The sequence below is a fragment of the Streptomyces sp. NBC_01298 genome, from assembly GCF_035978755.1.
In the GTDB taxonomy this organism is placed as follows: Bacteria; Actinomycetota; Actinomycetes; order Streptomycetales; family Streptomycetaceae; genus Streptomyces.
The window spans coordinates 8,340,929-8,362,291 of sequence record NZ_CP108414.1 but is presented as its reverse complement, the minus strand read 5'-3'; the positions used below and the strand labels follow the sequence as shown (position 1 = coordinate 8,362,291).

Sequence of the window (21,363 nt, the reverse complement as noted above, 5' to 3'; positions counted from 1 at the left end):
GAGTTGTGACAGTTCGACGGCGCCGAGCCGGACTGGTCAGGAGTCGGCCCCCGACCCGGAAGCCGCATCGGCCGCCCCGGCGCGTAGCAGCCGATGCGGAACCGGTCGTTCGGATTGTCAGTGCTGGTCAGGATGATGTTCTTATGACGGAAACCAGCTCCTCCCCGCTCTCCGCCGACGCCTACGCCGACGCGGTCGCCACCGCCGTCGCGGCCTCGGCCGCGTACTACACCGACGGCTCCACGCCGCTCGGCGACGACGAATACGACGCGCTGCTGCGCGCCATCACCGCGTACGAGGACGCCCACCCCGGTGAGGTGCTGCCCGACTCCCCGACCGGCAAGGTGGCCGGCGGCGCCGTTCAGGGCGACGTGCCGCACTCCGTCCCGATGCTCTCCCTCGACAACGTCTTCGACGCCACCGAGCTCACCGACTGGGCGGCCGGCCTGGAGCGCCGGCTCGGCCGCCCGGTGGCCGGCTGGTGCGTGGAGCCCAAGCTCGACGGCCTCGCGATGGCCGCCCGCTACCGGGGCGGCAAGCTGGTGCAGATGCTCACCCGGGGCGACGGCCTGGCCGGCGAGGACATCACCCACGCCGCCGACGCGATCCTCGGCCTGCCCGCCGTGCTCAGCGAGCCGATCGACGTCGAACTGCGCGGCGAGGTGCTGCTGACCACCGCCCAGTTCGAGGAGGCGAACCGGATCCGGATCGCCCACGAGGCCGCCCCCTTCGCCCACCCGCGCAGCGGCGCGGCCGGCACCCTGCGCGCCAAGGACCGCCCGTACCGGATCGAGCTGACCTTCTTCGCCTACGACGCCATCGGCCTGGACCTCGACCTCTCGCACAGCGGCCTGCTGGCCCGGCTGGCCACCCTGGGGGCGAACACGGCCGCCGACACCGCCGCGGCCCCGCTGCGCTGCGAGACCCTGGACGACGCCCAGCAGCGGATCGACGCGATCGCCGACCTGCGCAGCGCCCTCCCCTTCGGTATCGACGGCGTCGTCGTCAAGGCCGACACCGCCGCCGACCGCCACCAGGCGGGCAGCGGCTCCCGCGCCCCGCGCTGGGCGGTGGCCCGCAAGCTCGCCGCCGAGCACAAGGTCACCCGCCTGCTGGAGGTGGAGTGGAACGTCGGCCGCACCGGCATCATCGCCCCGCGCGCCGTCCTCGAACCGGTCGTCATCGACGGCGTCACCGTCACCTACGCCACCCTCCACAACCCGGCCGACATCACCCGCCGCGACCTGATGATCGGCGATCTTTGCTACGTTTTCAGAGCCGGTGACGTGATCCCGCGCGTCGAGGCCCCGCTGGTCGACCAGCGCACCGGCGCCGAGACCCCGATCGTCTTCCCCGCCGCCTGCCCGCGCTGCGGCGACGAGATCGACAGCTCCGAGCAGCGCTGGCGCTGCGTCCGGGGCCGGAACTGCCAGGCCGTAGCATCCGTCATCTACGCGGCCGGCCGCGACCAGCTCGACATCGAGGGCCTCGGCGGCACCCGCGCCGTCCAACTGGTCGAGTCCGGCCTGGTCGCCGACATCGCCGACCTCTTCACCCTGACCCGGGACCAACTCCTCGGCCTCGACCGGATGGGCGAGACCTCCACCGACAACCTGCTCGCCGCCCTCGAGACAGCCCGCGACCAACCCCTCAACCGGGTCTTCTGCGCCCTCGGCGTCCGCGGCACCGGCCGCACCATGTCCCGCCGCATCGCCGCCCACTTCGGCTCCCTCGCCGCCATCCGCGCCGCCGACGCCGACACCCTCGCCGAGGTCCCCGGCATCGGAGTCGAGAAGGCCCGTGTGGTCGCCGCCGAACTCCTCGAGCTCGCCCCGCTCCTCGACAAGTTGACCGCCCAGCGGGTCGGCACTCAGGTCACCGAGCCCCAGCGCCCCACCCCCACGGGTGAGGCCGGGGCCGATGCCTCAGCAGCGGGCGAGGCCGGCCCGCTGGCGGGGGACGCCGTGGTCGTCACCGGCTCGATGACCGGAGCCCTCGCCGCTCTCTCGCGCAACGAGATGAACGAGCTCATCGAACGCGCCGGCGGCAAGGCCTCCTCCTCCGTCTCCAAGCGCACCACCCTCCTGGTGGCCGGCGAGAAGGCCGGTTCCAAGCGCGCCAAGGCCGAGGAGCTCGGCATCCGCATCCTCACCCCCGAGGATTTCGCAGCACTGGTCGCCGAGCATCTCCCCCAGGATTGATCGAAAGCGACTGCGTGAGGGCGGGCCCGCGTACAGCGGGCCCCGATGGAAGGTGGGCGACGTTGTCGGTAAAATACTCCGTCTGGTTCGAGGGAAGCGACGAATTCGTATTCGCTTGTGATCTGGAAGGGTTTTTCGTCGGGCACTACAGCTACGACGACTTCGGCGCGCTCCTTGAAGCCGAGAACGCCCGAGTCACCTTCAGGCTTGTGCGGCCGACCCTGGACGCGCCGATCGAGACGCTTGGGGGTGACATCGAGGTCCTTGTCCTCGACACCGAAGGCCGACCCATGGGGCGCCACGCGCTGTGGGGCGCCAAGCCAGTCGCCGGAGATACGCCGGAATATCTAGTCATCACGGCAGAAACGGGGGTGCCTCCGCCTGCCGAGGCCCGCGGGTTGTGGGAGAGGTTCCGAATTTCCCCACCGCGGCGTGATGAATGGCGCACGCTTCGGGTCGGGGACCGTGAAGCGTGGCTGGCCGTAGCCGGGCTCAGATACGCCGAATCCGCCTCCAAGGGGGAGCATTCGACTCCCCCTCGAGAGATCATCATGAGAGGTGATGACATCAAGGATGTCGCGAGTTTCTTCTGCGCGATTGGCGAGGCTTTCCGTGGCCCAGGTGGATATATCGGGCAGAGTTTCACCGAACTGGATGAGCGCCTCGAGGATTACCTCCAAGGCGCCCCGGTTCGGCTGATTTGGCGGAACATTTCCGTCGCACGCTCATCCCTGTCTGCAGTCATGGATATCCACGGCGGGCCAATTTCCAAATTCGATTTGCTTCTTAAGATTCTGTCGCAGAATAATGTTGACGTCATTCCTGGACACTGAAGTCGGCCTCGGCCGGGATCGCGTAGCGGACCGACTCGGCCGAGATCGTGGAGCCTTTGCCGACCCGGCGGGTCTCGCCGAAGGCCGCGGAACGGCTGCTCGGGCACCGGGTGCAGCCGCGGCCGGCAGCTTGAAGGGGATGGCCCAGTACGGGAACCTACTGCCGTACCCCGGGCGCAGCGCGGCGATCGATCGCGTCGGCCTTCTGCTGCGCCTCGGCGAGGGCGGCGACCACGTGGAGGCTGTCGGGCGTCCCGGCCGTGGTCGCGGTCTCGAACTGCTCCTGCCTGAAGAGGACCTCCACGCGCACGCCAAAGGCGGCGGGTAGGGCAGTCGCTCGGGCAGGCCCTCTAAGGGCTGTCCCGCAACCATTCGGCGCCGCTCCCAAGGAGCCCGTCGCCCTTGGAGACGGGAGGCCGACGATCGATCTGGGAAGGCTGAGGGTAGGTTCCTCGCATGTCATCGCATCTCAGTTCTGGGGCTTCGGGAGCCCTGCGACGCTTCGCTGGATGGCTCGCCCGGGGCTCGGTAGGCCACCCGATGCTGGAGGGGATCGACTACTGGGAAGAGTTGCGCGAGTCGCCCTCCCAGATGGAGATCTGCGTCGCGATCTTCGCCAACGTCCTCGAACTGGACGAGCAGGGCGAACCGGTCAATGAGAAGTACGCGGAGCGCCGGGCTGCAACCTATCTCTACGCATTCTGCACCGGGAAGCCGCCTCCTGGGGAGCCGGACATCGAGCCCTGGGAGTGCGAACTTTATTGACCGTCACCGTGCGACGCCATTCGAGTAAGGCCGGCCCCGCCCGCGACCCCGTTCCCCTGCGTGGGGGGGGCTATCCGGTGAGGGCGAGGTTGTGCAGGCGGGCGATGCCGTGCATCGCGTGCTGCACTCCATCGCCTCGCAGCCGGCAGTCGCGCAGGATCTTCCCGTTCTTCATTCGGGCGAAGGCATGCTCGACGCGGGCGCGAACCTGCTTGTGGGACTGTTGTGGGCCTGTTTCCAGTCGGGCAGGTCCTCTCCCTTGCGGCGGCGGTGCGACATCACGAGCCCGGTACCCGGGTAGCCGCCATCGGCGATGGTCATCGTGTTGCCTACGGCGGTCTTCGCACCGGACTCCACCCAGGCCCGGCAGTCGTTGCGATTGCCTGGTAGCGGCTGGCCGACCACCACGATCAGGCGGGTGTCTGCGTCGATGACCACCTGATGGTTGGTGGAGTAGCGATAGTTCTTCGACTGCTCGGCCACCTTGTGATCCCGGGTGGGCGCCAGGGTTCCGTCCACGATCAGCACCGCGTCCTTGGCGAACCGACGACGGGGTTGCAGCGCGAGCTTCCGGCTGAGGTCGTCGATCACCCGCTCCGCGGCCGACTTCGACACCACGAACAGCGGGGCCAGTTGCCGCATCGTCAGGTTAGTCCGCCGGTACGCGGCGGCCAGGAGCACCCGATTCTCCAATGACACCTTCCACGGCCGCCCTCGGCCCGGGGAGTCGACACCCTCGCGACGTACGTCGGTCACCAGCTTGCCGAAGGCGCGGGGGCTCAGCCCGGTGAACGGAGCTGTCCAGGACGGCTCAGATGCCGTGATCACACCTGACATGACCAAGATCATCACACGGCAAGATCACTTACGGGACAGCCTTTAGGGTGCCGATGGCGTGGCTGACGCCCTTGCCCCGGCGGCGCTGGAGCGAAGCTCCCCAGGCGACCGGGCCGTCCGGGTCGAAGCCGTTGTCGAGGCTCAGCAGCCGCGCGGTGTGCGCGCTGCCGCCGGCAGGGGCGGCGCCGTCCCCGACCAGGCCTGTCGGGGAGTCCTGGGCGACCTCGTCCGGCGCGCTCCGCCTGCCAGGCGAGCACCGACAGCCGCAGCCTGTCGTAGGCGGCGCCGTCGAGCAGCCCGCTCTCGCCCCCGTAGTACGCCCGGGACGGCTCGCGCAGCCGCTGGAGCGGGCGGCCGCCGGAATCCGCCTGACCGCCGAGCAGAGTTCAAAGAACATCCGGCGCGGCCGGCCAGGGCCGGCCCGCGCGAACGAAGTCGCCGTACTCGTCCTGGACGACGTCTCGTTGACCCACCGACCGCGCTCGGCTCCAGTGCCCCGTTCCGTCGCGGTCAACGCGGTCAACGGATCCTCAGCCATGCCCAAGAGCCGACCGAACTCGCCGGCCTCGTCATCGGGATCCAACGGCGGGAACTCGCCCAGGTCCAGGAAGCTCTCACTGCCGACGTCCTCGACCGCAGGGAGATGGACCTCATACGACGTCTTCGTCGGGCGAACTTCGACAGGAGCATCAACGGGGCTGAGGCGATCTCTGTGACGGTCCTTGACACCCGTTGATTAATTCGGCTTCTATTCAAATTAATTGACGCCCTGTTGTGAGCAGAGAGGAGTACCCGTGTCAGCCCCTCCCGCGACGAGGACCGCCATCGCGCTCGCCGCCACGGCCGCGGTCCTGTTCGGCACCCTGGCCACCGCCCCCGCATCGGCCCAGTCCCCCGCCGCCACGTACACCGTCTCCATCGGCGCGAAGGGTCCCTGGACCCATCCCGACGACACCCCCGCCGCCACGTACATCGACAAGAACGGCGCGTTCTACTACCAGTCGGCCCACGCCCTGTACGCCGCGAACGACCCGCGCAAGTGGACCTTCTACACCGGCAAGGACTTCGACTCGGCCACCCGGTCCGCCTCGCTGAGCACCGCGGTCGATCCGGCGAACGCCAACGACCGCAACGACGACACCACGTGGCGCTGCAACAACAGCCCGACCGGGCGCGAGGCCACGTACGCGCCGGACACCACCCACTACGCGCAGAAGAACTACTGCGACCTGATGGGCGTCTGGGTGGATCCCGACACCGGCGACTGGTACGGGCTGGTCCACAACGAGTTCACCCCGCGGCCCTTCGGCGACGGCCTGCACTACGACGCGATCGACTACGCCGTGTCCAAGGACCAGGGCAGGACGTGGGCCATCAAGGACCATGTGCTCACCTCGCCCTACAGCACCCGGCGCGGCGACACCGCGGCCTTCCCGCACGAGACGTACCACTACGGCAACGGTGACGCCCGACTGTTCGTGGACACCGCTTCCGGCTACTTCTACGTCTATTACAACTCCCGCGTCATCCCGAAGGGCGGCGTCCCCGGAGCGTGGACCGCGGGCAGCCGGGCGCACGTCGCCCGCGCCCCCATGTCGGGCAAGATGGCGCCCGGTTCGTGGCAGAAGTGGTACGACGGCTCGTGGTCCCAGCCCGGAACGGGCGGCGTGGAAAGCAACATGGAGCCCGTCGACGCGACCCACACCACCGGGTACACCCCCGTGGCGAAGGACTACGACCCCTCGAACCCCGGCAACGTCCAGGAGCAGCAAGCCGCCGGTGAACTACCGCCGAAGTCGGACCTGTTGACGATGAACATCGCCTACAACGCCTACCTGGGGATGTACGTGGGCCAGCCCGAGGCGGTCAACCAGGACGGCAGCGAGCCGCAGCGCTTCTACGTCACCGACAACCTCGCCACCCAGAAGTGGCGGCTCGCCGGCGACTCCGGCACGTACCGCACCGGCTCCTGGTACCGGTGGGTCCTGGACTCCGTGAACAAGACGGGCTCCACCGTCGTCGGCAAGACGTTCCGGTCGTACTGCTCGTTCTTCTGCTCGGGCGGCGCGGACGGCGAGTACTACGACACCGTGATCGACACGAACGCGCCCGCCGCGGTCGTCGATCCCGGCAAGTCCTACACGATCGCCGGCGGCACCGGCCGCCACCTCGCCCAGGTCCAGGGCAGTACGGCGACCACGTCCAGCCCCGCCCCGGGCACTTCGGCCCTCAGCCGGTGGATCTTCACCCCCAACGGCGACGGCTCCTACCGCATCGCCAACGCCTCCACCCGTCAGCTCCTCGGCGTCGACTCGAAGGCGAACGCGGGACGCGCCTGGGCGGCCAAGCCCAGCGTGACGAAGGCACCGCGGAGCGGGCCCTCCGTCGGACAGCAGTGGTTCGTCATCCCGAACTTCACGGCCGACGGCCGGCCCACCGGCACCCATCGGCTCGTGAACCGCTACAGCGGACTCGTGATCGGCCTCTCCGAGGTGTCCGGCCGCCTCGCCGAGACCACTCCCACCCGAGCGTGGACCGACACCACCGGCAACCCGGTCGGCGGCGCCCGCACCTCGGCGGAACAGACCCTCACCCTTACGGCAGCCTCCTTTTGACCGGACACCTTCTTACCGGGCAGCCGGGAACTAAACCCGGGTCCGCCGAGTAAGGCGTCACATTCAAGGGGCAAATATGAGACACGGCGAAGACGTTACCCGCTCGTTATAAAACCGAGGGTGAGGTGGAAATGACGGGATTTAGCGCGGTAAGCCAGGCGCGTTGCAGGTAGTTTCATCACCTCGGGGAGGCGTTTCCATATATCACGGACAACGTCCTCCCCGTAACCCCTTGGGGCCGTGCAATCCGATCCAACCCTCGGTAGCTTCGGCCCGCATGACCGCTCATGCAGAACTGGCCCATTACCGGAAGACACCGCCGAACACCCCGGCCGCACCGTCCACCCCGACGACGCGCATCGACCGTCCCCGCCCGGGTGACGGCCGCCTGCTGTGGCGCCTCGCCCGCGACTCCGGGACGCTGGACCTCAACTCGGCCTACAGCTATCTCCTCTGGTGCCGTGACTTCGCCGGCACCTCCGCGGTGGCCCGGGACGCCTCCGGGCGTGCCGTCGGATTCGTGAGCGGATACCTGCGGCCCGAAAGCCCGGGCACCCTGCTCGTCTGGCAGATCGCCGTCGACGAATCCGTCCGGGGTCTGGGGATCGCGCGGGCCCTGCTCGACGGTCTCTCCGCCCGCGTGGCGGCGGAGCACGGACTGAGCTCCCTCGAAACCACCATCTCTCCCGGAAACCGCGCGTCGGAGCGGCTGTTCGCCTCGTACGCCGCACGGCACGGCGCCACGCTCACGCGCGAAGTGCTGTTCGCTCCGGAGGAGTTCCCGGACCGCGGGTACGCCCCGGAGGTCCTGCACCGCATCGGGCCGCTCTCCTTCTGAGCGCGCGGCCCGAACCCACCGGGGGCCGTGCCCCCGCATTCATCGCTTCGCACCCAACACCCCCTCTTTCATTGGAGAGTTCCCTTGACCATGACCGAGCCGGTCCTGTCCGTCTTCGAGACCCTGGAGTCCGAGGTGCGCAGCTACTGCCGTGCCTGGCCCGTCGTCTTCGAGCGCGCCACGGGAACCCGGCTGTACGACGAACACGGCTCCGCCTACCTGGACTTCTTCGCCGGCGCCGGGTCCCTGAACTACGGGCACAACAACCCCGTTCTGAAGCGGGCCCTCCTCGACTACCTGGAGCGGGACGGGATCACGCACGGGCTCGACATGGCGACGACGGCCAAGCGGTCCTTCCTCGAGGCCTTCCGGTCCCACGTCCTCGAACCCCGCGCGCTGAACTACAAGGTGATGTTCCCGGGGCCCACCGGGACCAATGCCGTCGAAGCGGCGCTCAAGCTGGCACGCAAGGCCAAGGGCCGCGAGTCGGTCGTCTCCTTCACCAACGCCTTCCACGGCATGTCGCTCGGCTCCCTCGCCGTCACGGGCAACGCCTTCAAACGGGCCGGCGCCGGCGTCCCCCTGGTCCACGGCACCCCGATGCCCTTCGACAACTATCTCGGTGGCCGGGTACCCGACTTCCTCTGGTTCGAGCGCCTGCTGGAGGATCAGGGATCCGGCCTCAACCACCCGGCGGCGGTCATCGTCGAGACGATCCAGGGCGAAGGCGGGATCAACGTGGCGCGCGCGGAGTGGCTCCGCGCGCTCGCGGACCTGTGCCGGCGCCGCGACATGCTGCTGATCGTCGACGACATCCAGATGGGCTGCGGCCGGACCGGCGAGTTCTTCTCCTTCGAGGAGGCGGGCATCACGCCCGACATCGTGACGCTGTCGAAGTCGATCAGCGGCTACGGACTCCCCATGTCCCTCTGCCTGTTCAAGCCCGAGCTGGACCTGTGGGAGCCGGGCGAGCACAACGGCACCTTCCGCGGCAACAATCCGGCCTTCGTCACCGCGACGGCCGCCCTGGAGACCTACTGGGCCGACGGCGTCCTGCGCGAGGGGACCCTCGCCCACGGCAAGCACATCGAGGGCGCGCTGCGCGAACTGTGCGCCGAACACGCCCGGCTGGGTGCCACGTACCGCGGCCGCGGACTGGTCTGGGGCATCGAGTTCGCCCACAAGGAGCGTGCGGCGGCGGTGTGCCGGAAGGCCTTCGAGCACGGTCTCCTCGTGGAGACCTCGGGTCCGGAGGGCGAGGTCGTGAAGCTCCTCCCGCCGCTCACCGTCACCGGCGACGAACTCGACGAGGGCCTCGACATCCTCGCCCGCTCCGTCCGCGAAACCGCCTGACCCCCGGCACTCCGCCACACACCACGAAGGGCACACCACCATGATCGTCCGATCGTTCCGGGACCTCGAGGGAACCGACCGCCACGTCAGGGCGGCATCCGGTACCTGGGAGAGCAAGCGCATCGTCCTGGCCAAGGAACGCGTCGGCTTCTCCCTGCACGAGACCGTCCTGTACGCCGGTACCGCGACGTCCATGTGGTACGCGAACCACGTGGAGGCCGTGGTCTGCACGGAGGGCGAGGCCGAGCTCACCGACGAGGAGACGGGCCTGACGCACACGATCACGCCGGGAACCATGTACCTCCTGGACGGCCACGAACGGCACACCCTCCGCGTGAAGAGGGACTTCCGCTGCCTGTGCGTCTTCAACCCGCCCGTCACCGGCCGGGAGGACCACGACGAGAACGGCGTGTACCCGCTGCTCACCGAGCCCGGCCAGGGCTGAGTCGCGGCCGCACGTACAGCAGAGCAGGACAGAGAGGAGAGGCAGGCACCACCATGACCTACGCATCCACACGCACGGCGAAGGACCTGTATCCGACCCGGGGCTCCGAGGAGGTGCTCACCGGCCGCGTGGACCCCGTCGTCTGGTCCGAGCCCGGCACGCCGGGCCCGGTATGGGCCCACGAGCTGGAGAGCTACGAGCGCGACGGATTCCTGTCCGTCGACGAACTGATCACGCCCGAGGAGACGGAGGTCTACCGGGCCGAGATGGACCGGCTGCTCCGTGACCCCTCGACGCTGGCCGACGACCGGTCCATCGTGGAGCCGAAGTCCCGGGAAGTGCGCTCCGTGTTCGAAGTCCACCGGATCAGCGAGGTGTTCGCGGCCCTCGCCGCCGATCCGCGCGTCGTGGGGCGCGCGCGGCAGATCCTGGGCTCCGAGGTGTACGTGCACCAGTCCCGGATCAACGTCAAGCCGGGTTTCGGGGCCAGCGGCTTCTACTGGCACTCCGATTTCGAGACCTGGCACGCCGAGGACGGCCTGCCGCACATGCGCACCGTGTCGGTGTCCATCGCCCTGACGCCGAACTACACCAGCAACGGCGGCCTGATGATCATGCCCGGCTCCCACCGGAGCTTCCTGGGCTGTGCCGGTGCGACGCCGAAGGACAACTACAAGAAGTCCCTCCAGATGCAGGACGCGGGCACCCCGTCGGACGAGGCTCTGACCCAGTTCGCCTCGGCCTGCGGCATCAAGGTCTTCACCGGCAAGGCGGGCTCGGCCACCTGGTTCGACTGCAACGCGATGCACGGCTCGGGTGACAACATCACGCCCTATCCGCGCAGCAACGTGTTCCTCGTCTTCAACAGCGTCGAGAACCGACCCGTGAAGCCCTTCGCCGCCCCGGTGCGCCGCCCCAGGTACATCGCCTCGCAGGACTTCACGCCGGTGGGCTGACGCTCCCGGACGCTAGGCGGCCGGGGTGATGGTCAGGATGTTCCCGGTGATCCGTGCGACGAGCCGCATGGTGAAGCCGTTCTCCGTGAGGACGTCGACGGACTCCTTGGGGCCGTCCGGCGCGTCGGCGACGGCGAGTCGCGCGGAGATCCACTCCTTGTGCCGAGGGGTCGATCTTCCGTCCAGCGCGATGTCCGCGCACTCGGCCAGGGTGGCCGCGACCTTCTCGGACGTCGAGTTCAGGGCCATGCACTCGACGCGGTGCGTCCGGCCCTGGTCGTCCCTGTCCATCCGCACCCAGAGCGTGAACCCCTCCGGGAGGACCCGCTTCGCCTCCAACGGCCCCTGTCCGTAGCGGCCCTGCCGGTGGACCTCCATGCCCCACCGCCCGGCGATCTTGGCCATGACCACGTCCGCCTCGGGCCCGGGAAACGGCGGGGAGTCGAAGGACTCCGTCGGCGAGGGCGAGGCCGAGGGGGTAGCGGACGCGGACGCCGACGGTGACGGTGACGCCGAAGAGTTCCGCTCGGCCGCCGGCCTGTCCGCCGGATCCCCACCGTCGGTGCAGCCGCCCAGCAGCAGCACCGAACATGCCAGCATCGCGCCGGCCACCCGTATGCGGGCAGGCCCGCCCATCGATCCGGTCCGGCCGAGGTGATCGCTCATGGGGCGCCACCTTAGCCGGACCGGCCGAAGCCATCCGCTGCCCCCGGTTACTCGCGAGGAAACCCCGCCTTTGGCTATGGTGAGCGCCCTCCGGCCGGAATGCCTTCGGATCCAATGATCAATGATCGTTCCGATGCGCCGATCGAAGGACGTCCTGCCAACTCAGGACACATCTGCATGCAGAGCGACGCGCTGTCGGCAACACCGCCCGGCGTCGGCTGAGTGCGATCCGGCCTGCCCTCGCCCCGTCATCCGGGGCTGGAGGGCGGCGGTTTTCTCATTCACCTACCTCGCGAAGGCAAGGCAGAGATGGCAAGAGTGCCCCGACAGTCCCCCCGGCAGCCCTCCCGGCAGGCCACCTACCGACAGACGACACACCCTGTCGACGAACCGCTCCCGATCCCCCGACTCGCCCTGTACGGATTCCAGCACGTGCTGGCGTTCTACGCGGCGGCGGTCATCGTCCCGGTCCTCCTCGGAAACGCGCTGGGACTCACTCCCCAGGAACTCGTCCACCTCATCAACGCGGACCTGCTGACCTGCGGCGTGGCCTCGCTCATCCAGGCCCTCGGGGTCTGGAAGATCGGCGCCAGACTGCCCCTGGTCCAAGGCGTGACCTTCACCGCGGTCTCCCCCATGATCGCCATAGGCACGGGGGCGGGCGGCGGCACCGCCGGGCTGCTGGTCGTCTACGGAGCGGTGATCACGGCGGGCATCGCCACCTTCATGTTCGCCCCGCTCTTCGGCAAGCTGGTGAAGTACTTCCCGCCGGTCGTCATCGGCACCATCCTGACCATCATCGGCATCACCCTGATACCCGTGGCCCTCCAGGACGCGGCCGGTGGCGCGCACCTCATCGGGACGCCCGAATACGGGGCTCCGAAGAACCTCGCGTACGCGCTCGGCACCCTGCTCTTCATCCTGGCCTTGGTGCGGATCGGCAAGCCGCTCCTCAGCAGTCTCGCCGTGCTGCTCGGGCTCGTGGCGGGCACGACGGTCGCCTGGCTCTTCGGGGACGTCGACTTCGGCGTCGTGGAGCAGGCCGGCTGGTTCGGGGTCACCACACCGTTCCACTACGGCATGCCCCGGTTCGAACCGTTCCCGGTCATCGCGATGCTCGTCGTCGCGCTGATCACGATGGTGGAGACCACCGGGGACGTCTACGCCATCGGGGAGATCACCCGCAAGAGGGTCGACGGCGACACCGTCGCGCGCGCCCTGCGCGCCGACGGTGTGGCGACGGTGCTCGGCGGCGTCCTCAACTCGTTCCCGTACGTGGCGTTCGCGGAGAACATCGGCCTGGTGCGCATGTCGAAGGTCATGAGCCGCTACGTGGTGGTGGCGGCCGGAGTGTTCATGATCGTCCTCGGACTGCTGCCGAAGGCCGGCAGCCTGGTCGCCTCGATCCCCCATCCGGTCCTGGGCGGGGCGGCGGTATCCATGTTCGGCATCGTCGCCGCGGTCGGCGTGCAGATCCTGGGCAAGGCCGATCTGCGCGAGGAGCGGAACACCCTCATCCTGGCGGTCAGTCTCGGCGCCGCACTACTGCCGACGACGGTCGCGCCCTTCTTCGAACGGATGCCGGACAGCCTCCGGGCCGTACTCGACAGCGGGATCACCCTGGGCGCCCTCACGGCCATCGCCCTGAATCTGCTCTTCAACGTCTTCACCAGCCGCAGCACCATGGAGATCGACTGGGACGACATCGACGACGACGGCGGTACGGCCCGTCCGGGCACGGGGGCATTCGCCCACTGACCGGTCGGCCGGTCGACCGCGACGGCGGGCCGCGGCGGACTCCCCGCCCGCCCGGCCCGCTGTCCCGGCGCGCACCGCCGCCGCCCCATCCTCCCTTTGCCCCAGCCTAGTTGTCCTCGCCGACCAACTCCCAGAAGCGGTCGGGCAGTCGGCGCAGGTACGCCGCGCGCTCCGCCGCTATCTCCTTGAGCCTGGAGTCGTCGTTGCGGGCGACCAGGTGTCCCATGTACCGCTCGGAGAAACGGTAGAACTCCCCGTGCATGGTCCGCAGCGCATCGCCCACGCTCGTCGGGTCCACGGCGACGATCTCCACCACCGGATCGACATGGGCCTTCCACCTCCCGGCCATCCCCGACCGCAGGTGCTCCTCCAACTCGCCCCCGCGGCCCGTGATCCCGACCAGACCGCGCAAGGACAGCCCCAGGATCTCGACCAGAGCCCGCGTCTGCCGGGCATCCCCACGCCATTGCCCGGTCGACTCGGCCTTGCGGTACTCGGAAGGATCCATGCCCAGGCGGTACGCCAGCCGTTCCGCACCGACCCGGCGGGCCAGCCGGAACTCGACGAGCGTCCTCGGCGCGGTGCCCATGAGCGTGACCGTGTCGCACCACAGCACATCGGCCAGCGCGAAGAGGTGCTGGTCGGACGGCACGTTCCAGCCCTGCTCCCACCCTTGGACCAACTCCGGGTGGACCGGGGCGCCGCAGGAGGTCATGGAGGCCGCCACCTGGGCCAGGGTCAGACCCATGCGGGCTCGTGCGGCTCTGGCCTCGGTGGGGGAAAACGGAGCGCTGTACACGTACAAGACACCTCGCAACACCCCTCGGGCGCTCCGCGCGCGAGGGGAAACGGAATGATGGACGAACACCAAGCGCGGGCACACTAACAGATGTTAGGAAGGCTGAAACCTACCCCGCCCCTTCAATTCAAAGGAGCAACGAGCCTGTGGGCGCGCGATCATCGAGCCATTCCGGGTTGAGGTGCCCCAGCCGACGGGGCCACGGAACGCCGTCCCCGCTCGGAGCGGGGACGGCCGGCCCGGGTCTCGGGCGTGAGACCCGGGCCTGTCGCCTAGCGGTTGGGCTCCTGCATCGTGACGCAGTGCGCGCCACCGCCGCCGTTGCCGTAGAGGTTGTCCAGGTTGAGCTGTACGACGGGCCTGCCGTAGGCGGCCGCGATGGCTGTCTTGGCCGCCGCGTCCTTGGCGGTGTCGCCGAACTGGGTGGTGATGATCGCCTGGTTGGTCACCGTCCAGTTCATGTAGGAGCTGAGGAACGCCGCCTGCTTGCTCCGCGAGATCCGCGGCAGGGTGTCCGGGCCCTCGATGGTGAGGACCTGGAGCCGGCGCCCCCTGGCGTCGGTCGCGTTCGCCAGCACGCTGTGGATGGCGTTGGCATTGGCGGTCCAGACGGCCGGCCGCACCGCACCGGCCAACTGCACCATCACCACACCGGGCTTGATGTAGCGTGCGGTGCCATCGATGTGGCCGTCGGTGACGTCCTCTCCGGTGACACCGGGCAGCCAGATCATCTTCGTGGCGCCGAACTTGGCGAGCAGCTCCGCCTCGATCTGGCTCCGCGTCTTGCCGGGGTTCCGGTTGGAGTTCACCCAACAGCTCTCCGTCGCCATCAGAGTGCCGTCGCCGTCGTACTCCACACCGCCGCCTTCGCCGACCACGGACGTCCGGGCGAACGGGGTCCCGTTGTAGGCGGCGAGGTTCTGCTCGAGCACGCGGTCCTTGTTGTAGGCGGACGCGGGGATCCCGTAGAAGCTCGTGGCGTTCTCGCCCCAGGCGTTGAAGTTCAGGCCGATGGAGTCCAGGCCGCCGGCGCCGTCCACGCGGAACAGCGGGCCGGTGTCCCGCATCCAGCAGTCCGAGACGGGAACCGAGCTGATCACCGTGACGGTGGACCCGCACATGCTCCTGGCCGTCGACGCGGCCGACGAGCCGTCCGCGCACATGATGACCGGCTCGTACTTGGCGATCTCCTTGGCGAGCTTGGCGATGTCGGTCTGGATCTTGTACAGCACGCTGCCCCAGATCGTGGAACTGGACGGCCAGGCCATCCAGGTCCGCTTGTGCGACGCGTCTTCCCCGGGTACGCGCCAGGACGCGGCCATGGCGGGCTGGATGCCGCCGAGGACCGGACCCACCGCCAGCGCGGCCGCGGCCGCTCCGGTGCGGGCGAGGAGGCTTCGGCGGCTCATGGCCGGCTTCTGGCCGTCGTTCTCTGTCTTCACGTGGTGCTCCCTTTTCGTGGCAGTTCTGTAGATGCGGGCACGGTGCTGGTCAGCGGAGTTGGTGGGCGGAGTTGGTCAGTGGAGTTGGTCAGTGGAGTTGGTCAGTGGAGTTCGTCGAGCAAGCCCTCCTCCCGGACCATCCGGCGCTCGGTGTCCAGGTCGAGGCTTCGGGCGAAGAACCAGTAGAGGGCGCCGGACACCGGCAGGCCGACGAAGATCGAGTAGTCGACGCCACCGAGGGATTCCGCGACGGGGCCGATGTAGAGGCCCGTGATGACCATGAAAGGCGCCATGAAGGCCAGCCCGATCACGTACGCGAGGTTCCCCCGCCATCCCCATCGGCCGTAGATGCCGTTCGGGTTGAAGATCTCCTTGACGACGTACTGGCCGCGTCGGACGAAGAAGAAGTCGACCAGGTTGATGGCCGTCCACGGGATGAACAAGTACGTCAGCACCACGACCACGTTGGCGAAGAACCAGTTGAACTGATCGATGCCGACGAGGATGGAGACCGTCCCGACGGCCACCATCATGATCCCGATCGTCGCGATCCTGATGATCCGCGTCGGCTTGACCGGCCGGAAGGAGTCCACGATCGAGATCATGGTGAGACTGCCGCCGTACTGGTTGATCGCCATGATGGAGAGCAGCCCGACCAGCAGTACGACGACGGCGACCGTGCCGAACCCGCTGAACAGCCGGTCCGCCGACAGCTTCAGGGCGGTCACCGGGTCGGTGCCCTCGGGGGCGGCGGCCGAGACGACGGCGCCGAGGACGAACACCCAGATCCCGGAGACCGCACTGGGCAGGTAGGTCCACCAGAAGGTGCTGCGCACGGGGACGTCGGGCCGGAGGTAGCGCGAGTAGTCCGAGACGTACGGCGCCCAGCCCAGCTGGAAGCCCGCCACGAAGACGAAGACGAGCATGAACGGGGCGAGTTCGAACGGGCCGGCGTCCCAGACTCCGTCCGGCAGCCCTCCGCCGAACAGCGCGGCCCCGGTGATCGCCGCGGTGATCACGACGAAGGGCCAGGTGAGCCACTTGTTCAGCCGGTGGATCCATTCGTATCCGAACAGGGCGATGACGGCCGCCACCACGGCGGCCAGCGCGTAGCCGAGTCCGTTCGGTATGCCGGTGAGCGTGTTCAGCGCCTGCCCGGACAGCAGGGCGTCGGACGTATTGAAGGCCACGTAGTTGACGAGGGCGAAAACCCACACGGTGAACGCGGCGCCCAGGTAACCGAACTGGGGCCGTGACTGCACCAGTTGAGGCAGGCCCAGTTGTGGGCCCTGGGCCGAGTGGAACGCCATGAAGAACGTTCCGAAGAGCGAACCGAGAACCGTGGCGACCACCGTCCAGAGGAGCGAGGCCCCCATGGAGAGCGTCACGACGCCGGTTGCCAGGCCCGTGAGGTTGAGGCTGCCCACGAACCAGATGGCCCCGACGCTCGAAGGCTTGCCGTGCCGTTCCTCGAGGGGCACCCAGTCGATCGAGTGTACTTCGATGCCCGCAGGAGGTGTCGAATCCGATACCTCTGAGGCGATTGTTCCCATTTGATCTCCCATATACGGGCATGCGCACGGCCGTTGAGCCGCCTCGCCCCTCCAGAGCCGATCAGGCTGCGCTCACCGTAGGGACTGACTGAAATTCCAGTCAATGGCCAAGTCGCATGTTCCTTACAAGCAAGCCAACACGGGTAGCCCCAGGCCCGACCGACGATGCCAATGTCTCGATCCCGACCACTGGGCCTGCGATGTGGAGCCTGGGGCGACTTCGAACCTTGCGCAACCCCTACTGACGGAATTTTCAGTAGAGAGGCGTGGAGACTCAGGTGCGCGGCCGGCCCGTCCGGGCCGCACGGACCGGAAGAGAGCGCCGCGACAAAATCGCGGGCCGCCGCGGCACCCTTTCGCATCGTCTCGAAAGCAAATGACGAGCCACTGGCGCAGCCCGGTCACAGCGCACCGTCAGCGCCACCAGGACCGGATCGGCCCCTGCGCACCGCGCCCCGCTCCCCCGTGGGCCACTACGGCGTCATCCAGCCAACCAACGCGAGGTGACCAACCGTCAAACGTGTTCACTCGGGAGGATGTTTGGGAGGACTCCGGTACAGATCGACCGCACATGGCAGTCGAATCCGGGCAATGGACGCCCCTTGACGCTCCATGGGCGTTGTGCGAATCTCTCGACAGGTCTGGACCAATTGTCTTCATCGGGCGGGGGCCCGAGGTGAGTCATCTGACGTCCCGGGATATCCCCGGACGTCCGGCGGCCCTGACCGTTCACGGCCATCGGCCGGTCCCCGGGGGAGGACCGGACGCCACACCGTGGCCCATTGCGTCACCAAACCCGCTTGCTGCGGCCTGCCCGTTGGTGACCTGGGCCCCACCGTGCGGCAGGCCGCGCCCCATGCCGCGTCCGCACGTTCACCCGTGCTGCTCCGCCACCCTGCTCCGACGTCCTAAGTGAGCCGCCGATGTCCGAAGTACTCCCCCTGCCCGACCGCACGGCGGCCTCGCCGGCCCAGCAGGGCGTCTGGCTCACCGAACGGCTGGGACTGGCCCGCGAGGCCTTCCACATGCCGGTGCGGATCTCCTTCGACCGGATCGACACGGAGGCGCTGGCCCGCGCGGTGGACGCGGTGATCAGGCGTCACCCGGCTCTGGCCGCCCGGCTGGTGGAGCGTGGCGGCCAGGTCTGGCAGGAACCGGCGGCCCGGCGGCCCGAACTGGTGCGGCTCGAAGCTCCGGCGGACGAGGCCGACTTGGAGAAGAAGCTGGAGGAGGAGGCCGCCCGCCCGTTCGTCCTGGAGACCGGACCCCTCAGCCGCTTCACCCTGCACCGGCGCGCCGACGGCAGCGCCGAGCTGCTGGTCACCGCCCATCACGCGGTCTTCGACGGAAACTCCAAGGACGTCCTGACCCGGGACCTCGCAGCCGCGTACGGCCCGGCACCCCTGGCCCCGACCGAGGATCGGGCGGACGTGCCGGGCGGCGCGCGGACGGCACCGACCGCACCGGCCCCGGATCCGGGCGCCGTACGCGGCGCCGCCGAGTGGTTCGGCCCGCGCTGGGCCGCCGCCACCGACCCGGTGCTGCCCGGCGCGGTGCGCACCCCGACCGTCGCCGGGGCCGGTGAGGCGGTCGAGTGGCGCCTCGACGGCGCCGAGGCCGGCGAGCTGGCCACGGCGGCCGGCCTCGCCGGTACCACCGTCTTCGAGTTCCTGCTCGCGGCCCTGCACGGGCTGTTGCGCCGGTACGGCGGCGAAGCGGTGCCGGTTTCCGTCCCGTTCTCGACCCGGACAGCCGAACTCGCCGGAGAAATAGGGCTGTTCGTCAACGAACTGCCGGTCCACTCGCCGGCGGGCGACGCGTCACAGACCTTCACCGACTTCGCCGGGGCCGTCCGTGCCGAGCTGCGGGCCGGTTACCCGTACCGCGGCGTGCCCTTCGGCACCGCCGTCCCCGGGCTGAGCCCCCGCGTCGGCCTGAGCGCGGTCTCGCTCGGCTACCGCCGGCGCGGCCCGGACCCGGAATTCGCCGGCACCGGCGCCCGGGTGGCCTGGGCCGTGCACAACCGCACCGCCCGCAACACCCTCCACCTCCAGGCCGTCGAAGCCCCCGGCACCGACGGCGCCCCGGGCGGCGGAATCGACTTCAGCCTCCAGTACGACCCGGCCGTGCTCGCCCCGGACACCGCCCGCCGCATCGCCGGTCACTACAGCACCCTGCTCTCCGGCGCGGTCGCCGCCCCCGATGCCCGGCTGGTGGACCTTCCCCTGCTGGACGCGGCCGAGCTCCGTGCCGTCACCACCGCGCCGAACGCCACCGACCGCCCCTACCCCGCCGACCGGACCGTGCTCGACCTGGTCCGCGCCCAGGCCGCCGCCACCCCCGAGGCCATCGCGGTCAGCGCTTCCGGCCGCCACCTGTCCTACCGCGAACTGATGCTCCGTAGCGCACAGTTGGCGGATGTCCTGGATGCCGGAGGCGTCCGTCCCGGCGATCTGGTCGCCCTCCACCTGGACCGCACCGCCGACCTGCCCGCCGCGCTGCTCGCGGTCCTCGCCACCGGCGCGGCGTACCTGCCGCTGGACCCCGGCTATCCGGCCGAGCGCCTGGCCCTCGTCCTGCGCGACTCCGGAGCCGTCGTGGTGCTCGCCGACCGTGAGCCCGCGCCCGTGGTGACCGCCGCGGCCCCCGTGGTCCTACGGGTCCCCGCCCGGTCGGCGCAGGCCCCGGCCGGGTCCGCCCCCGGGGCCGCCCCCGGCCCGGGGGACTTGGCGTACGTCCTGTACACCTCCGGCTCCACGGGCCGCCCCAAGGGTGTCGCGGTCGGCCACCGGGCGCTGGTCAACCTGCTCACCTCCTTCGCCGACCGGCTCGGCTCCGGCCCCGAGCACGCCTGGCTCGGGCTGACCTCGCTCTCCTTCGACATCTCCGCGCTGGAGCTCTACCTGCCGCTGATCACCGGCGGCCGCCTGGTGCTGGCTCCGGACGGCCTCTCCGTCGACGGCCCCGGGCTGCTCTCGCTGATCGCCGCGGAGGGCGTCACCCACGTCCAGGCCACCCCGTCCGGATGGCGGGTGATGCTCACCGCGGCGAGCGGGGCCGGCGCGCCGCCCGCCGACGCGCTGGGCGCCGTCACCGGCCTGGCCGGCGGCGAGGCGCTGCCGCTGCCGCTCGCCCGTGAACTGCGCTCGCACACCGCCCGGTTGTTCAATGTGTACGGGCCCACTGAGACCACCATCTGGTCCACCTGCGCCGAACTCCCCGCCGATCCGCGCCAGGTGAGGATCGGCCGCCCCATCGCCAACACCCAGACCTACGTCGTCGACGAGCAGCTGAGCCCGACCCCGCTCGGCATCCCCGGGGAGCTGCTGATCGGCGGGGACGGCGTCGCCCACGGCTACCTCGGCCGGCCCGAACTCACCGCCGAGCGGTTCGTGCGGAGCCCCTTCGGTCCGCCCGGCGCCCGGCTCTACCGCACCGGGGACCGCGCCGTCTGGACGGCCGACGGCGAACTCGACTTCCTCGGACGCATCGACGACCAGGTCAAGATCCGCGGTCACCGGATCGAACTCGGCGAGATCGAGTCCGCCCTGCTGGAGCACCCGGCCCTCGCCCAGGCCGCCGTCGCCGTCCGCGCCGAGGAGGACGGCGAGCCCTTCCTGGCCGGCTACCTGGTCCCGGCCGCCGGCGCCCCGGCGCCCGCCCCCGCCGACCTGCGGGAGCACCTGATGCGCACCCTGCCGGCCGCGATGGTGCCGCAGCGCTGGCTCACCTTGGAGCGGCTCCCGCTCACCCCGAACGGGAAGCTGGACCGGCGGGCCCTGCCCGTACCCCCGCCGCGCGAGACCCCGGCGCCGCAGGCCGCCGAAGCCGGCACCGAAGCTCACGCCGAGGACGAGACGACCGCGACCGTCCGCCGGATCTGGGCCGAGGTGCTCAACCTGCCCGACGTCGGCCCCGAGGACGACCTGTTCGACCTCGGCGGGCATTCGCTGACGGTGATCCAGATCGCCGTCCGGATCCGCGACGCGCTCGGCGTGGAACTCGACTTCGACGTCTTCTTCGACGTCCCCACCCCGGCCGGCATCGCTGCCGCCGTCAGGGAACTCCAGTAGGTCGTCTCTTTCGGATCTTGCCGGGCCCGCGGCGCCTGGCACCGCGCCTGGCCGCACTGCCGAGGCGACCACGTACGCCCAGTACGCGAGCGCCCCGACAGCACGCCCAGGCACGGCACCAGACGCCACGAGCTCGGCCGACAAGATCCGAAAGAGACGACCCAGGACGCCGCCCTCGCCCCCACCCCGCGCCCGGCACGCCGGTCGCGGGGTCGGCCCCGCCGTGTCC

The 21,363-nt window shown here is 69.7% G+C and carries 15 protein-coding genes and 1 pseudogene; 10 read left to right on the top strand and 6 right to left on the bottom strand.

Going from position 1 to position 21,363, the window contains the following annotated elements:
- Positions 1-143: 143 nt before the first annotated feature.
- Together ligA and OG730_RS38195 are read left to right on the top strand one after the other, a co-directional pair.
- Positions 144-2,201 carry an NAD-dependent DNA ligase LigA gene (ligA, locus tag OG730_RS38200; RefSeq protein WP_327308585.1) on the top strand — a complete coding sequence of 686 codons (2,058 nt, stop codon included), beginning with the start codon at positions 144-146 and terminating at the stop codon, positions 2,199-2,201.
- Positions 2,202-2,263: 62 nt separating this feature from the next.
- A complete protein-coding gene (locus OG730_RS38195; protein WP_327308584.1) occupies positions 2,264-3,034 on the top strand; it encodes a barstar family protein in 771 nt (256 codons plus the stop codon).
- A 157-nt stretch (positions 3,035-3,191) separates the two neighbouring features.
- Here OG730_RS38195 and OG730_RS38190 read toward each other — a convergent pair whose 3' ends face one another.
- On the bottom strand, positions 3,192-3,338 hold the full coding sequence (locus tag OG730_RS38190) for a hypothetical protein (protein WP_327308583.1): 147 nt from the start codon (positions 3,336-3,338) through the stop codon (positions 3,192-3,194).
- A 152-nt stretch (positions 3,339-3,490) separates the two neighbouring features.
- Here OG730_RS38190 and OG730_RS38185 point away from each other — a divergent pair, with 152 nt between their 5' ends.
- Positions 3,491-3,799, top strand: a complete 309-nt coding sequence (locus OG730_RS38185; RefSeq protein WP_327308582.1) for a DUF7677 family protein — start codon at positions 3,491-3,493, stop codon at positions 3,797-3,799.
- 70 nt (positions 3,800-3,869) lie between these two features.
- Here the strand turns inward: OG730_RS38185 and OG730_RS38180 are convergent.
- A pseudogene (locus OG730_RS38180) lies at positions 3,870-4,636 on the bottom strand (transposase).
- Between the two features lie 794 nt (positions 4,637-5,430).
- Here OG730_RS38180 and OG730_RS38175 point away from each other — a divergent pair.
- The 5 genes from OG730_RS38175 to thpD all read left to right on the top strand — a co-directional run bounded on the left by OG730_RS38175 (position 5,431) and on the right by thpD (position 10,843).
- A complete protein-coding gene (locus tag OG730_RS38175) occupies positions 5,431-7,251 on the top strand; it encodes an RICIN domain-containing protein (protein ID WP_327308581.1) in 1,821 nt (606 codons plus the stop codon).
- Between the two features lie 277 nt (positions 7,252-7,528).
- Positions 7,529-8,089, top strand: a complete 561-nt coding sequence (gene ectA, locus OG730_RS38170; protein ID WP_327308580.1) for a diaminobutyrate acetyltransferase — start codon at positions 7,529-7,531, stop codon at positions 8,087-8,089.
- 84 nt (positions 8,090-8,173) lie between these two features.
- Positions 8,174-9,442 (top strand): diaminobutyrate--2-oxoglutarate transaminase, encoded by a 1,269-nt coding sequence (gene ectB, locus OG730_RS38165; RefSeq protein ID WP_327308579.1) that lies wholly within the window; start codon positions 8,174-8,176, stop codon positions 9,440-9,442.
- A 40-nt stretch (positions 9,443-9,482) separates the two neighbouring features.
- The gene (locus tag OG730_RS38160; RefSeq protein ID WP_327308578.1) at positions 9,483-9,887 is read left to right on the top strand and encodes an ectoine synthase; all 405 of its coding nucleotides are present in this window, start codon (positions 9,483-9,485) and stop codon (positions 9,885-9,887) included.
- 53 nt (positions 9,888-9,940) lie between these two features.
- The gene (gene thpD / locus OG730_RS38155) at positions 9,941-10,843 is read left to right on the top strand and encodes an ectoine hydroxylase (RefSeq protein ID WP_327308577.1); all 903 of its coding nucleotides are present in this window, start codon (positions 9,941-9,943) and stop codon (positions 10,841-10,843) included.
- Positions 10,844-10,855: 12 nt separating this feature from the next.
- On the opposite strand, the gene OG730_RS38150 is transcribed toward thpD, so the two are convergent.
- Complete coding sequence (locus tag OG730_RS38150; RefSeq protein ID WP_327308576.1) at positions 10,856-11,509, bottom strand: hypothetical protein; 654 nt, start codon at positions 11,507-11,509, stop codon at positions 10,856-10,858.
- Between the two features lie 309 nt (positions 11,510-11,818).
- Here OG730_RS38150 and OG730_RS38145 point away from each other — a divergent pair, with 309 nt between their 5' ends.
- Positions 11,819-13,267 (top strand): nucleobase:cation symporter-2 family protein, encoded by a 1,449-nt coding sequence (locus OG730_RS38145; RefSeq protein WP_327308575.1) that lies wholly within the window; start codon positions 11,819-11,821, stop codon positions 13,265-13,267.
- A 106-nt stretch (positions 13,268-13,373) separates the two neighbouring features.
- Here OG730_RS38145 and OG730_RS38140 read toward each other — a convergent pair whose 3' ends face one another.
- The 3 genes from OG730_RS38140 to OG730_RS38130 all read right to left on the bottom strand — a co-directional run bounded on the left by OG730_RS38140 (position 13,374) and on the right by OG730_RS38130 (position 16,989).
- Positions 13,374-14,015: a transcriptional regulator gene (locus tag OG730_RS38140; RefSeq protein WP_327308574.1), complete on the bottom strand. Its 642-nt coding sequence runs from the start codon at positions 14,013-14,015 to the stop codon at positions 13,374-13,376.
- A gap of 323 nt (positions 14,016-14,338) precedes the next feature.
- Positions 14,339-15,508 carry an agmatine deiminase family protein gene (locus OG730_RS38135; protein ID WP_327308573.1) on the bottom strand — a complete coding sequence of 390 codons (1,170 nt, stop codon included), beginning with the start codon at positions 15,506-15,508 and terminating at the stop codon, positions 14,339-14,341.
- Positions 15,509-15,609: 101 nt separating this feature from the next.
- Complete coding sequence (locus OG730_RS38130; protein WP_327308572.1) at positions 15,610-16,989, bottom strand: purine-cytosine permease family protein; 1,380 nt, start codon at positions 16,987-16,989, stop codon at positions 15,610-15,612.
- Between the two features lie 995 nt (positions 16,990-17,984).
- Between OG730_RS38130 and OG730_RS38125 the strand changes: the two genes are divergently transcribed.
- Complete coding sequence (locus OG730_RS38125) at positions 17,985-21,134, top strand: non-ribosomal peptide synthetase (protein ID WP_327308571.1); 3,150 nt, start codon at positions 17,985-17,987, stop codon at positions 21,132-21,134.
- The last annotated feature ends 229 nt before the right edge of the window (positions 21,135-21,363 follow it).